Source organism: Bradyrhizobium dasycarpum, from assembly GCF_042019905.1.
GTDB classification, from domain to species: Bacteria; Pseudomonadota; Alphaproteobacteria; order Rhizobiales; family Xanthobacteraceae; genus Bradyrhizobium; species Bradyrhizobium japonicum_B.
Genome location: NZ_CP169574.1, coordinates 5,666,553 through 5,679,380 on the forward strand (window position 1 = coordinate 5,666,553; position 12,828 = coordinate 5,679,380).

At 64.7% G+C, this 12,828-nt stretch carries 11 protein-coding genes; 4 read left to right on the forward strand and 7 right to left on the reverse strand.

Annotation, left to right across the window (positions count from 1 at the left end):
- Positions 1–138 precede the first annotated feature (138 nt).
- Positions 139–885 (forward strand): OmpW family protein, encoded by a 747-nt coding sequence (locus ACETMP_RS27105; protein WP_375158550.1) that lies wholly within the window; start codon positions 139–141, stop codon positions 883–885.
- Between the two features lie 60 nt (positions 886–945).
- On the opposite strand, the gene ACETMP_RS27110 is transcribed toward ACETMP_RS27105, so the two are convergent.
- Positions 946–2,175 (reverse strand): IS4 family transposase, encoded by a 1,230-nt coding sequence (locus tag ACETMP_RS27110; RefSeq protein WP_375158551.1) that lies wholly within the window; start codon positions 2,173–2,175, stop codon positions 946–948.
- A gap of 464 nt (positions 2,176–2,639) precedes the next feature.
- Complete coding sequence (locus ACETMP_RS27115) at positions 2,640–3,335, reverse strand: DUF1013 domain-containing protein (RefSeq protein WP_028138702.1); 696 nt, start codon at positions 3,333–3,335, stop codon at positions 2,640–2,642.
- A gap of 265 nt (positions 3,336–3,600) precedes the next feature.
- Between ACETMP_RS27115 and ispH the strand changes: the two genes are divergently transcribed.
- Genes ispH through rnhA form a run of 3 tightly spaced genes read left to right on the forward strand, consistent with a single transcriptional unit; the run spans position 3,601 to position 6,020 of the window.
- On the forward strand, positions 3,601–4,569 hold the full coding sequence (ispH, locus tag ACETMP_RS27120) for a 4-hydroxy-3-methylbut-2-enyl diphosphate reductase (protein WP_126260369.1): 969 nt from the start codon (positions 3,601–3,603) through the stop codon (positions 4,567–4,569).
- A gap of 6 nt (positions 4,570–4,575) precedes the next feature.
- Complete coding sequence (locus ACETMP_RS27125) at positions 4,576–5,559, forward strand: homoserine kinase (RefSeq protein ID WP_375158552.1); 984 nt, start codon at positions 4,576–4,578, stop codon at positions 5,557–5,559.
- Entirely contained in the window at positions 5,556–6,020 is a 465-nt protein-coding gene (gene rnhA / locus ACETMP_RS27130; RefSeq protein ID WP_375158553.1) for a ribonuclease HI, read from the forward strand. Before ACETMP_RS27125 ends, rnhA begins: the two co-directional genes overlap by 4 nt.
- A 228-nt stretch (positions 6,021–6,248) precedes the next feature.
- On the opposite strand, the gene ACETMP_RS27135 is transcribed toward rnhA, so the two are convergent.
- The 5 genes from ACETMP_RS27135 to ACETMP_RS27155 form a co-directional block, all read right to left on the reverse strand.
- Complete coding sequence (locus tag ACETMP_RS27135) at positions 6,249–6,734, reverse strand: peroxiredoxin (protein ID WP_375158554.1); 486 nt, start codon at positions 6,732–6,734, stop codon at positions 6,249–6,251.
- 107 nt (positions 6,735–6,841) lie between these two features.
- Positions 6,842–7,414, reverse strand: coding sequence for a DUF924 family protein (locus ACETMP_RS27140; protein WP_375158555.1), 573 nt, complete (start codon positions 7,412–7,414; stop codon positions 6,842–6,844).
- A 12-nt stretch (positions 7,415–7,426) separates the two neighbouring features.
- Positions 7,427–9,112 (reverse strand): long-chain fatty acid--CoA ligase, encoded by a 1,686-nt coding sequence (locus ACETMP_RS27145; RefSeq protein WP_375158556.1) that lies wholly within the window; start codon positions 9,110–9,112, stop codon positions 7,427–7,429.
- Positions 9,113–9,300: 188 nt separating this feature from the next.
- The gene (locus ACETMP_RS27150) at positions 9,301–10,827 is read right to left on the reverse strand and encodes a D-alanyl-D-alanine carboxypeptidase family protein (protein WP_375158557.1); all 1,527 of its coding nucleotides are present in this window, start codon (positions 10,825–10,827) and stop codon (positions 9,301–9,303) included.
- 188 nt (positions 10,828–11,015) lie between these two features.
- The gene (locus tag ACETMP_RS27155) at positions 11,016–12,812 is read right to left on the reverse strand and encodes a glucan ABC transporter ATP-binding protein/ permease (protein WP_375158558.1); all 1,797 of its coding nucleotides are present in this window, start codon (positions 12,810–12,812) and stop codon (positions 11,016–11,018) included.
- Positions 12,813–12,828 lie beyond the last annotated feature (16 nt).

A 12,828-nucleotide genomic window follows, 5' to 3' on the forward strand; every position in this document is an offset into this window, starting at 1 on the left:
TGACACATCTGCAACGCCGTGCCCAAATCGTGGCGGCGTCCGCCTGAATTGATCGGGATCAAATCCTCCAGCGGCCCCTTTCTGCTCTGACGCTCATGTCGCGCAACGATGCGCGGGAAATGGCTGAAGGGGATTGAAATGCAGAGAACGACAAGAAACCTGGCGCGGCTTGCGACTCTTGGCGCGATGCTCGCGGGCACGCTTGCATCGGTGCAGGCCGCCGATTTGCCGGTTTACAAGAAGGCGCCGCCGCCGGTGGAGGCATTCAATCCGTGGATGATTCGCCTGCGTGCGCTCGGCGTGCTGCCGGACGGCGGCGGCTCGACCGTCACCGTGGCGGGCGTGCCCTCACTGTCGTCGCCGAACTCCGGCCTCTCGATCAGCGACCAGGTCGTTCCCGAGCTCGACATCAGCTATTTCTTCACCAAGAACATCGCGGCCGAGCTGATCCTCGGCGTGACCCGGCACTCGATCACCGGCACCGGCTCGCTCGCGAACCTGCCGATCGGCAAGACCACGCTGCTGCCGCCGACGCTGACCCTGCAGTATCACTTCGACCAGTTCGGCGCGTTCAAGCCGTATGTCGGCGCCGGCGTGAACTACACCGTGTTCTTCAACAATTCGGCGGCCAATGCGCCCGCCGCCATCGCCGGCCCGCCCGCGATCGTTGCCACCACCACCAACCTGCACGTCAGCAACGCCTGGGGCGGCGCCGTCCAGTTCGGCTTCGACTACATGATCGACCGGCACTGGGGTCTCAACGTCGACGTCAAGAAGCTCTGGCTGCGCCCGGATTATAGCGCGACCGTCTCCGGCCTGCCGGTCACCGGCACCGCGCATATCGATCCGTGGCTGGTCGGCGCGGGCGTGACGTACAAGTTCTGAGGGACGCCAAAAGGGAACATGGGCGTCGCGACGAATTCCGCTGTCGTCCCCGCGAATGCGCTAGGGCATGCACATATCTCTGAGGCTCCATCCCGCCGCGACGGCGTGGAAGTATTCGAGGCCGTTCTTGAAGGTGATGGGGCCCGGCGGCTTGGACGATGGGTAGCCATCCCAGCCACCGAGACGGCCGATGATCCAGGCGGCCCAAGCGAGGCGGTCGGGCGGATATGGGTTCTTTAGTCGTTTGCTCGCGGCTTCGAGTTGCTGGTTGAGGGCAATGAGCGCGCCAATTTGGCTGGTGTCGAAGGCAACGCCAATAGGCTGGCGACTACCATTGCGGGCCTGCAGAAGCTGGATGGTGATGACGGCCGCCTTGGCGGCGATTGCGACCAGCTTGAGAAGCCGATCGGCGGATCCGATCTGGCTGTCTTCGAGCTTGAGACCTTGCGTCTTCAGAGTGCGGAAGAACTGCTCGATAATCCAGCGCTGCTTGTACCATTGGACGATGCGCCAGGCGTCCTCGATGCCGGCAACCTCGTGAGAGGTGAGAAGCCGCCAGTGCAGCGGCTCTACGCCGGCTTCGACATTGACCTCTCGCACATCGACCACCGTCAATGGCAAGCTTTTCGGCAGATGGTGCAGGAACTTAGTCTGTGGGCGGGCAAGCTCGATTGCGTCAAAGCGAAGTTCGAGGTGGGCCAGGCGAGCGGGCCGCGCGGCGCGCGCAGGCAGTTGGATCGTACGCCGGTCCACCGCAGCCATGGCATCGCTGACCTGATACAGACTGCTGCGGTCGGCAAGCTTGCGATCATGCATGCTGCGCGCGATGATGTGGAAGTGTTGCTCAGCCGAGCTGGCATAGAGGGCAAAAATATCGCTCTCGCGATCCCCCAGCAACGTCACCACCGCGGCCTTGGCAAGCAGTGGTCGCGCCGCCACGGCAGAGGATATCCAGCGCTGCGATTCCTTGTCCGATAATTCCCGATCGTCGTGCGAGGTCGTGCGGCGACCTGCGCGCGTCCATATCTGCCCGCTCACAAGCCCAAGACAGCTGCCGTCATCGGCATCCACAGCCAGCAGCGGGTGCAGCAGCACGCCGTGGCTATTGCCTTTGCCGATTTCTCCGAGCCCGCGCCGGCTTTGCGGCGTGGTGTTGAAGTGGACCTCGCTGGTGTCCTGGATGGCCAGCACGTGGCGGCCTTCCACCGCAGCGACCGTGCTATCGCTCCAGCTTTCGATGATCCGCTCCACCGTCACCTTGTCATGGCCAAGAAAGCGGTTGAACCGCACTTCCAGCGCGCGGTTCCCCCTGGAGAGCTGTCGAAGGCAGACAGTTCTGCCCGCAACCATGCGTTCGACGAACGCCGCCCCCCTTTATCGAGACGACGATCCCCGAACCGGCCCAGCGTCCAGTCAATCCGTGACAACATCGCAGCACCCCGTCCGAACCATGGAGTGCAGCAATAGGAATCACACAGACTTCCGATTCTGGAATCCCCCAAGGCGGACCCGAGTCAATCCGCCGCACCAGATATGTGCATGCCCTAGCGCGAATGCGGGGACCCATATCGCGGAATCTCTCGGTTGCGGCCGGTAGGAGTACCGGACGACGAGTCTTCGCCGAACTGCTCTCTGGGGTTATGGGTCCTGCGTTCGCGGGGACGACACCGAGGGTGGGGTGACAAAAACAAAAACGCGGCGGGCTTTCCCGCCGCGTTTTGCATTGTGGTCGATCGCAAACGAAGAGGGAGGACCTACTCCTCCTCGTCGTCCTGCTTCTTGCCGCCGAGCGTCTTCAGCTTGGCGAACACGGCGTCGACGTTGAGGTCGTCGCTGGACTTCTCCGCGGATTCGTATTCGTCCTTGCGGGTGGTCTCGGAGGCCGGCAGCAGCGTGGCGCCGCCATAGGCCGCATCGATCGGCTTCTCCTTCGCGGCGCGCTGTACCTCGAAATCGAGCTCGATCTGCGAGCAGAGGCCGAGAGTGACGGGATCGATCGGGGTGAGCTGGGACGTGTTCCAGTGGGTGCGGTCACGCACGCTGGCAATGGTGCTCTTGGTGGTGCCGACCAGACGCATGATCTGGGCGTCCTTGAGCTCGGGATGGCTGCGCAGCAGCCAGAGGATGGCGCTCGGACGCTCGTGGCGGCGCGACACCGGGGTGTAGCGCGGGCCCTTGCGCTTGGGCTGCGGCGGCAGCACCACCTTGCTCTCCTGGAGGCGGAGCCGGTAATCCGGGTTCTTCTCGCCCTTCTCGATCTCCTCGCGGGTGAGCTGGCCGTTGGAGAGGGGATCCATGCCCTTGATGCCCTGGGCCGCATCGCCGTCGGCGATCGCGCGCACCTCGAGGGGATGCATCTTGGTGAAATCGGCGACCTGGTCGAAGGTCAGCGCGGTGTTGTCGAGCAGCCAGACGGCGGTCGCCTTGGGCATCAGAGGTGCGTTGCTCATGGCAAATCTCCTTTGTGCTTCGCCCACCCCTCTGGAGGCGAAACCGGTGGTCATCAGCGATGACAGGGAATTCGCGTTATATAAGCCGGGAGGGGCTGGCCACGCAATGGTTCTGCTATAGATAGTGCCTTGACAGCGCCCGAAAGGGGGCCCAATTCCCTTGGAAATCGCGGTATAGTTCAACCCGACCGTTTTAAGCCCTATTCCATCCATCGACCGCCCCCGCCAGAAGGCGAAACGGGTGATTCGGTCCCGAGATCGCTCAATGTCAGCCAAACCAGACCTCAAGATCGTGCTTTGTTCTCCCCGCGGCTTCTGTGCCGGGGTGGTCCGGGCGATCGACACCGTGGAACGGGCGCTCGATAAATATGGCGCCCCCGTCTATGTTCGCCACGAGATTGTGCATAACAAATATGTCGTCGACGGGTTGAAGAAGAAGGGCGCGATCTTCGTCGAGGAGCTCGCCGAAATCCCGGAGAACACCACCGCGCCGGTGGTGTTCTCGGCGCATGGCGTGCCGAAATCGGTTCCGGCCGACGCGCAGTCCCGCAATCTGTTCTCGCTGGATGCGACCTGCCCGCTGGTGACCAAGGTCCATCGCGAGGCCGCGATCCATTTCAAGCGTGGCCGCGAGATCTTCCTGATCGGCCACTCCCACCACCCCGAGGTGGTCGGCACGCTCGGCCAGCTTCCGGCCGGCGCCGTGACCCTGATCGAGACCGCCGAGGATGCCAAGACCATCGCGCCGCAGGATCCCAACAACCTCGCCTTCGTGACTCAGACCACGCTGTCGATCGACGACACCGCGGAGATCGTGGCGCTGTTGAAGGAGCGCTTCCCCAACATCAACGGCCCGCACAAGGAAGACATCTGCTACGCCACCACCAACCGCCAGCTCGCGGTGAAGAAGGTGGCGCCGGTGGTGGACGCGCTCATCGTCGTCGGCGCCCCCAATTCGTCGAACTCGCAGCGCCTGCGCGAGGTCGCCGAGCGCGAGGGCTGCAAGATCGCGGTGCTGGCGCAGCGCGCCGCGGACATCGACTGGGACAAGTTCGGCAACCTCACGAGCCTCGGCATCACTGCCGGCGCCTCCGCGCCCGAGGTGATCGTCGAAGAGATCATGGACGCCTTCGCCGAGCGCTACACGCTGCATGTGGAGACGGTCTCGGCCGCGGAAGAGAACGAGTTCTTCCCGCTGCCGCGTCAGGTGCGTCCCGAAGCCGCCGCCGAGTAGACCTTGATGGCGGTCTATACCGACGTCGCCGCCGACGAGCTTGCGGATTTCCTGAAGCAGTATGAGCTCGGCGAATTGCTCTCATACAAGGGCATCGCCGAGGGCGTCGAGAACACCAACTTCCTGCTGCATACCAGCCAGGGGTCGTTCATCCTCACGCTCTACGAGAAGCGCGTCGCGAAGAACGATCTGCCGTTCTTCCTCGCGTTGATGACGCATCTGGCCGAGCACGGCGTCAATTGCCCGCTGCCGGTGAAGGGACGCGACGGTGAGGCGCTGCGCGAGCTGGCGGGACGGCCTGCGGCGATCATCACCTTTCTCGAAGGCATGTGGCCGCGCAAGCCGAACGTGGCGCATTGTGCCGGAGTGGGCGAGGGGCTGGCGAAGATGCATCTGGCCGGCGCGAACTTCGGGATCAGGCGGGCCAACGCGCTGTCGGTCTCGGGCTGGCGGCCGCTGTTCGATGCGGCCTCACACCGCGCCGACGAGGTGCAGCCGGGCCTGCGGGCATTCCTCGCGGCCGAGCTCGATCATCTCTCGAGCGGAATCTGGCCGACCGATCTGCCGGAAGGCGTGATCCACGCCGACCTCTTCAACGATAACGTCTTCTTCCTCGGCGACAAGCTCTCCGGGATCATCGACTTCACCTTCGCCTGCAACGACATGCTGGCCTACGACGTCGCGATCTGCCTCAACGCGTGGTGCTTCGAGCCTGATCATTCCTTCAACGTCACCAAGGCGAGGGCCTTCCTCAACGCCTATGGCCGGGTGCGAAAGCTCTCGGAGGCGGAAGAGGCCGCGCTGCCGCTGCTGGCCCGCGGAGCGGCGATCCGCTTCTTGCTGACGCGGCTGGTCGACTGGCTCAACGTGCCGCCCGGTGCACTGGTGAAGCCGAAGGATCCGCTGGAATATGTCCGCAAGCTGCGCTTTCACCAGGGCGTCAGCAGCGTGCGCGACTACGGGTTGATGCCCTCGGGGCTGGTGGCGTGAGCGAGCGTCCGAATGTCACGATCTATACCGACGGCGCCTGCTCGGGAAATCCCGGGCCGGGCGGCTGGGGCGCGATCCTGAGGTTCGGCGACAAGGAAAAAGAGCTGAACGGCGGCCAGCCGCACACCACCAACAACCAGATGGAGCTGATGGCGGCGATCTCGGCGCTCGAAGCGTTGAAGAGGCCGTGCATCGTCGATCTCTACACCGACAGCCAGTACGTTCGGCAGGGCATCACCGGCTGGATCTTCGGCTGGAAGCGCAACGGCTGGCGTACCGCCGACAAGAAGCCGGTGAAGAATGTCGAGCTATGGCAGCGCCTCGACGCCGCGCTGAAGCAGCACGAGATCCGCTGGCACTGGGTCAAGGGCCACGCCGGCCATCCCGAGAACGAACGCGCCGATCAGCTCGCGCGCGACGGCATCGTGAAGGCGCGGTTGCAGCAGCGGGTGATGGAGTAGGGTTTTGTGTTTCGTCATTCCGGGGGCGGTGCAAAGCACCGAACCCGGAATCTCGAGATCCGGGTTCGCCTGCGGCGCCCCGGAATGCATCATTCTACAGCTGCCCGAGCAATTTCGTAGGGTGGGCAAAGCGCAAGCGTGCCCACCGTCCTCTAATAGGGAAAGATGGTGGGCACGGCGCTGACGCGCCTTTGCCCACCCTACGGCACTAAGAGCGGCGCCCCAAGCTCACAGCTGCCCGAGTAGCGTATCGCCGCCGGAGACCTCGACCTTGCCGGGCATCGCCTCGAGGTTCAGCTTCTTGACCACGCCGTCCTCGACCAGCATCGAATAGCGCTTGGAGCGGATGCCGAGGCCGTTGGCGGAGGCGTCGAGCTCCATGCCGATCGCCTTGGTGAAGTCGGCGTTGCCGTCGGCGAGGAAGATGGCCTCGTCGCGCTGGTCGGTGTCGCGCTTCCAGGCGTTCATGACGAAGGCGTCGTTGACGGAGACGATCGCGATGCTGTCGACGCCCTTGTCCTTCATGGCGTAGGCGTTGAGGAAGATGCTCGGCAGATGCATCTTGTGGCACGTGCCGGTGTAGGCGCCGGGCACCGCGAACAGCGCCACCTTCTTGCCCTTGAAGATATCGTCGGTGGTCTTCACCTGCGGGCCTTCCGCGGTCATCACGCGGAACTTCGCCTCGGGCAGCTTGTCGCCAATCTGGATCGCCATTGTCAGTCTCCCTGAAATCGGTCCCGCTTTTTAGACCGTGTGGCGGGCCTGCACAATATTGCCGGCGGTGAAAGCGGCGGAGGCGGCGGCCCTTCACCGCGATGTCATCAGCCGGCAAAACCGCCACTGTCGAGGAAGGCCTGCTCTTCCTCCGTGGTCGAACGCCCGAGGATGCGGTTGCGGTGAGGAAAACGACCGAAGCGGCGGATGATGTCGGCGTGCTCCCGGGCGTATTTCAGGTTCTCGGCATTGTCAGCCTTGTTGGCATTGTCGGCGTCTTGAAACAGCGCGACGCAATGCAGCTGGTCGGGCAGGTGCTCCGAATGCATGAAGGGCAGATAGAGGAATTCGCGCAGGATCGGATCGACCCTGGCATCGACACCCCGATCGATGGCGCGGCGAGCGACCTCGCGCGCCAGCGCGTCGCTGGCAAAGGCCTCGGGCGTGCCGCGAAACATGTTGCGGGGAAATTGGTCGAGCACGATGACGAGCGCGAGGGCGCCTGCGTCACTGTCTTCCCATGATGCCAGTTCGCCGCCGGCCGCCTTCTGCCACAGCGCAAGAAAGCGGCGCCTGATCTCTGCGTCGAAAGCGTCGTCGCGCCCGTACCAGCGCTTGCGGCCGGCTTCGCGCCAGAAGGCAAGAATGCCTGATGGCGCGATGTCATCGACGTCCGTCATCAGCGGTGCAGCTTACGCCGCCTCTGCCTTCTTCTCGTCGCGCAGCTGCCGGCGCAGGATCTTGCCGACATTGGTCTTGGGCAGGTCGGCGCGGAATTCGATCTGCTTGGGCACCTTGTAGCCGGTGAGCTGCTCTTGACAGAATTTGATCACCGACTCGGCGGTAAGGTTGGGGTCCTTCTTCACCACGAACGCCTTCACCGCTTCGCCCGACTTGGAATCGGGGATGCCGATCACGGCACATTCGAGCACGCCCGGATGGCTCGCGATCACTTCCTCGACCTCGTTCGGATAGACGTTGAAGCCGGAGACCAGGATCATGTCCTTCTTGCGGTCGACGATCTTGGTGTAGCCCTTCTCGTCCATGATGCCGATGTCGCCGGTGCGGAAATAGCCGTCCGCGGTCATCACCTTGGCGGTCTCCTCCGGCCTGTTCCAGTAGCCCGACATCACCTGCGGACCCTTGGCGCAGATCTCGCCGGCCTGGCCGAGCGGGACCTCGTTGCCGTCATCGTCGCGGATGGAGATGTAAGTCGACGGCACGGGGATGCCGATCGATCCCGTGAATTCGGTTGCCGTTGCCGGATTGCAGGTCAGCGTCGGGGACGTCTCCGACAGGCCGTATCCCTCGGCAATGAAGCAGCCGGTGACCGCCTTCCATTGATCGGCCACGGGACGCTGCACCGCCATGCCGCCGCCGTTGGAGATCTTCAGCTTGGAGAAGTCGAGCTTCTTGAAGTCGGGGTGGTGCATCAGGCCGTTGTAGAGCGTGTTGACGGCCGGGAAGCTGTTGACCTGGTATTTCGCCAGCTCCTTGATGAAGCCGGGGATGTCGCGCGGGTTGGGGATCAGGAGATTGCAGCCGCCGGCGCGGACCGCGAGCAGGTAGCAGGCCGTCAGCGCGAAGATGTGATAGAGCGGCAGCGCGCAGACGATCATGAGCTGATCGACATGCGGCGGCGCGGCCAGCGCCGGCTGCAGCCAGGCGTCGTTCTGCAGCACGTTGGCGACGATGTTGCGATGGAGCAGGGTGGCGCCCTTGGAGAGGCCGGTGGTGCCGCCGGTATATTGCAGGAAGGCGACGTCGCCCGGCGAGAGCTTGGGCTTGCTGAAGGTCATGCCGCGGCCGGCGGACAGCGCGTCGTTGAAGGAGACCGAGCCCGGCAGCGACCACGCCGGCACCATCTTCTTGACGCGGCGAACGACCAGGTTGACGATCACGCCCTTGAAGCCGAGCAGGTCGCCCATGCTGGCGACGATGACATGCTTCACCGCCGTCCTGGCGATCACCTGCTCGACGGTGTGGGCGAAATTCTCCAGCACGATGAGGGCTTCGGCGCCGGAATCCTTGAGCTGGTGCTCGAGCTCACGCGGGGTGTAGAGCGGGTTGACGTTGACGACAGCGAAGCCGGCCCGCAGCACCGCAGCGGTCGCGACCGGATATTGCAGCACGTTCGGCATCATGAGGGCGACGCGGGCGCCGCGCTGCAGTCCGCGGCCCTGAAGATAGGCTGCGAGGGCGACCGACATCTGGTCGAGGTCGCGGTAGCTGATCGACTTGTCCATGCAGATGAACGCCTTGCGGTCGGCGAACTTGGTGAAGCTCTCCTCCAGCAGGTCGACCAGCGATGCGTATTGAGTCGGCTCGATATCGGCGGGCACGCCGGGCGGATATTGTTTGAGCCAGATGCGCTCCATGGAAAACTCCCCTCATTGACCAGAGCCCGTTGTGTCTCGGGCTTGCCGCATTGCCGCCAGTATTGAGCCTGCCGGAACCGGTGGCAAGCCGTCGACGCTTAGGGCAAAGGTCGGGAAGTGGCTACTGGAATCGTCGCGAACGGCTGTCGCAGGTGCGAAGCCGGGCCGGATCGGCCCGGGGTGCGCCGTTAACTGTTGTTGGCCGGCTTGGCCGCGGGCTTGGTCGCGGCCTTGGGCTTGGCGGGCTTCTGATCGCCACCGGCCGCAGGCTTCTCGGCGGGTTTAGCCGCCGCATCGGGCTTGGCGGCAGCATGCTTGGGCGCTGCCGGCTTCGCCGCAATCTTGGGGTCGCTCTTAGCGTCGTGCTTGCCGTCGCTCTTCCCGTTGTTCCCACCGTTGCTCTTGACCCCAGCCGGCTTGGCTTCCGGCTTCACCGCCGCGGTCTTGGTGTCCTTGCTGGCGTCCTTGGCCGCGTCTTTCGGCTTCTCGGCCGCATCCGGCTTCTTGGCCACGCGCGACTTCTTGCCACGCGGCTTGGAGGACGCCGCCTGCTGGTCGGCATCGGCCGCGACCGCCGCGATCAGGGCGGTGCCGGTACGGGTCGGGCCGGTGTAGACCAGCACGGGCTCGGCCGGCGCCGGCGCCGAGGCCATCAGCTCGGAGGCCTTCATCAGGGGCGGCTGCAGGCCGGCGGTGAAGAAGGTCACCTGGGCTTCGCCGCCGGTCGCGGACGCCGATCCGGTGGCGCCGCCATTGGCGGCAATCAGCGCATCGTCGTCGTCGCTGGCCGGCCGCTTGCGGTGGGGCCCGCACATCTCGTCGCGCAGGTTCGGCGGCGAGGCGTCGACCGGCACGAGGTTGTCGACCGTGCCCAGCGAGGGGCGAAGCCATGTCAGAGTGTCCTGGCTGAAGCCGCGCTCCAGCAGCTGCGCGGCCTTCACCGCGCGCGCGGTGCCGGAGCTCGCGCCCAGCACCACCGCGATGAGCCGGCGACCATTGCGCGTGGCCGAGGCGACCAGATTGTAGCCGGAGGCGCAGATGAAGCCGGTCTTGAAACCGTCGGCGCCGGGATAGCGGCCGATCAGCTTGTTGAAATTGCCGGTGACGCGCTTGCCGAAGCGGATCGCCGGGATGTGCACGAAATATTCGTATTCCGGCAGGTCGCGCAGGAATGCGCGCGCGAGAATGCCGAGGTCGCGCGCCGACGTGATCTGGCCTTCGGCGGGCAGGCCGTTCGGATTGACGTAGCTGGTCTGCGTCATGCCGAGCTTCCTCGCGGTGTCGTTCATGATCGCGGAGAAGCCGTCGACCGAACCGCCGACACCTTCGGCGAGCACCACGGCCATGTCGTTTGCCGACTTGACCATCACCATCTTCAGCGCGTTGTCGACGGTGAGCTGCGTTCCCGGACGGAACCCCATCTTCGAGGGCGATTGCGAGGCAGCGACCGGCGAAACCGTGAGCAGCGTGTCGAGCGTCAGTCTGCCCTCCTTGACCGCCTTCAACGTCACATAGGCGGTCATGATCTTGGTGACGGAGGCCGGATACCAGGGAATGGTCGCGTTTTCCGCCTGCAGCACCTTGCCGCTGTCGGCCTCGATCAGCAGCAGCGCTTCGGCGCTCGCCCCGCGCGGCGCCAGCAGCGCGACACATGCGAGACTCGCAGCGAACACGTTGAACAAGGATTTGCGAAGCAGCGGGCGTAGGGCGTGCACTATCCGATTCCGGTCCTTGGAGGCCCACCGGTTCCCGGCGGCTCTCGTGATCTGATTGTCGGTCTGAAATCCGGCGCCGCCGCTTGCGGCGCAGCGAACCTATACCGGCTGATGCGTCGAGAATAGGGGGCCGGGTGCGGTATTCCGCAATGAAATAGGCCGAATTTCGACGGCACTGTGTGGACTTGCTAGGAGGACTTGGCGGCCGTCGCGGCAGCCTCAGAGGCCGTCACGCTGGCCCGTGCGCTTTCCTGCACCATGAACTGAGCCCTGGCGAGCTCGGCAAAATGGCCGCCTTTGGCCACGAGTTCATCGAAAGTTCCGCTTTCGATCACCCGGCCGTTCTCGAACACCAGGATCCGCGTGGCGTTGCGGATGGTGGAGAGGCGATGGGCGATCACGAAGGTAGTCCGGCCCTTCATCACTTCGTCGAGAGCGGCATTCACCTTGGCCTCGGTGACGGCGTCGAGCGCCGAGGTGGCTTCGTCCAGGATCAGGATCGGCGGATCCTTCAGCAGTGCGCGGGCGATCGACAGGCGTTGCCGCTCGCCCCCGGACAGCATGCGCCCGCGCTCGCCGGCATTTGTCTCGAAGCCGCCGCTGCGCTCGATGAACTCGAGCGCCTGCGCGCGCGCGGCCGCCTGGCGCATCTCGGCCTCGGTCGCATCCGGCTTGCCGACGCGCAAATTCTCCGCGATCGACCGGTTGAACAGCAGCGCTTCCTGGAACACGACGCCGATGTTCCGCCGCAGCGAGGTCAGCGTCACGCCGCGCACGTCCATGCCGTCGATCTTGATGACGCCGGATTGCGGGTCGAAGGCGCGGTGCAAGAGCGCGATCGCGGTCGATTTGCCGGCGCCGGTCGGGCCGACCAGCGCGATGGTCTGGCCGGGCAGCGCGGTGAAGGTGAGATCCTCGATCGCCGGCCGCTTGCCGTCATAGGAGAAGGTGACGTCGTTGAACTCGACGAGGCCGGACAGCCTGCCGGCGTCGATCGCGTCGGAGCGGTCGCGCACGGCGGGCACGGCGTCGAGCACATTGAAGAATTCGCGCAGGCGCGGGGCTTCCATGAACACGTTGTTGATGAAGCTCACGACCTGTTCGAGCTTCTGGATCAGCATCGTCGCGAAGCTCACGAACATCACGATCTCGCCGACCGAGGTCAGTCCCTGGTCGTGCAGCGCGATGCCGAACGTGAAGATCGCCAGCACCGTGATGGTGGTGGAGGCGCGCGTGATGACGGTGACCAGCGCCCACCACGACAGCACCGGCATCTGGGCTTCGAGCAATTGATCGGCGACGGAGCGCAGCCCCTTCACCTCGGTCTCGACGCGGACGAAGCTCTGCACCAGCGCGACGTTGCCGAGCGCGTCGGAAGCGCGCGCCGAGAGCTCGCTATATTGCTCCTCGACCTCCATCTGCATGCCGAAGGTCTTGCGCACCACGAAGGTCGTCAGTGCGGTGAAGACGATGCAGAGCACGAACAGCAGGATGGCGAGCCGCCAATTCAGGTAGAGCGACAGCGGCAGCAGCACCACGACCGAGAGGATCGCGGCAAAATGCTCGCGGAAGAAGCCGAGCCACAGCCGCCACAAGGCGTCGGTGCCGTTGAGCATCACCTTCATCAGCCGGCCCGAATGGGTGCCGGAGTGGAAGGTCAGCGGCAGTTGCAGGATGTGCTCGAAATAGTCGGTCAGCACCGCCTGGCGCTGGCGGTGCGAGAGCCGGTCGGCCTGCAAGGCCACGACCGCGCTGCACAGGATGGTGAAGAGCCCGAACGCGACCCAGGCGGCCAGGAACGGCCAGGCCGAGTTCGAGCCGGCCACGGTCTTGCCGGAGAGTACGTCGACGATCCGGCCGAACAGGACGGGTTCGGCGAATTGCGAGCCCGCCAGCAGCAGATTGGCGACCGCGAGCAGCCAGCCCAGCCGCGCCTCGTTGCCGAGCAACTCGAGAACGCGGGTATAGAGACGGAAAATGGACATGCGGGTGACGAAGCTC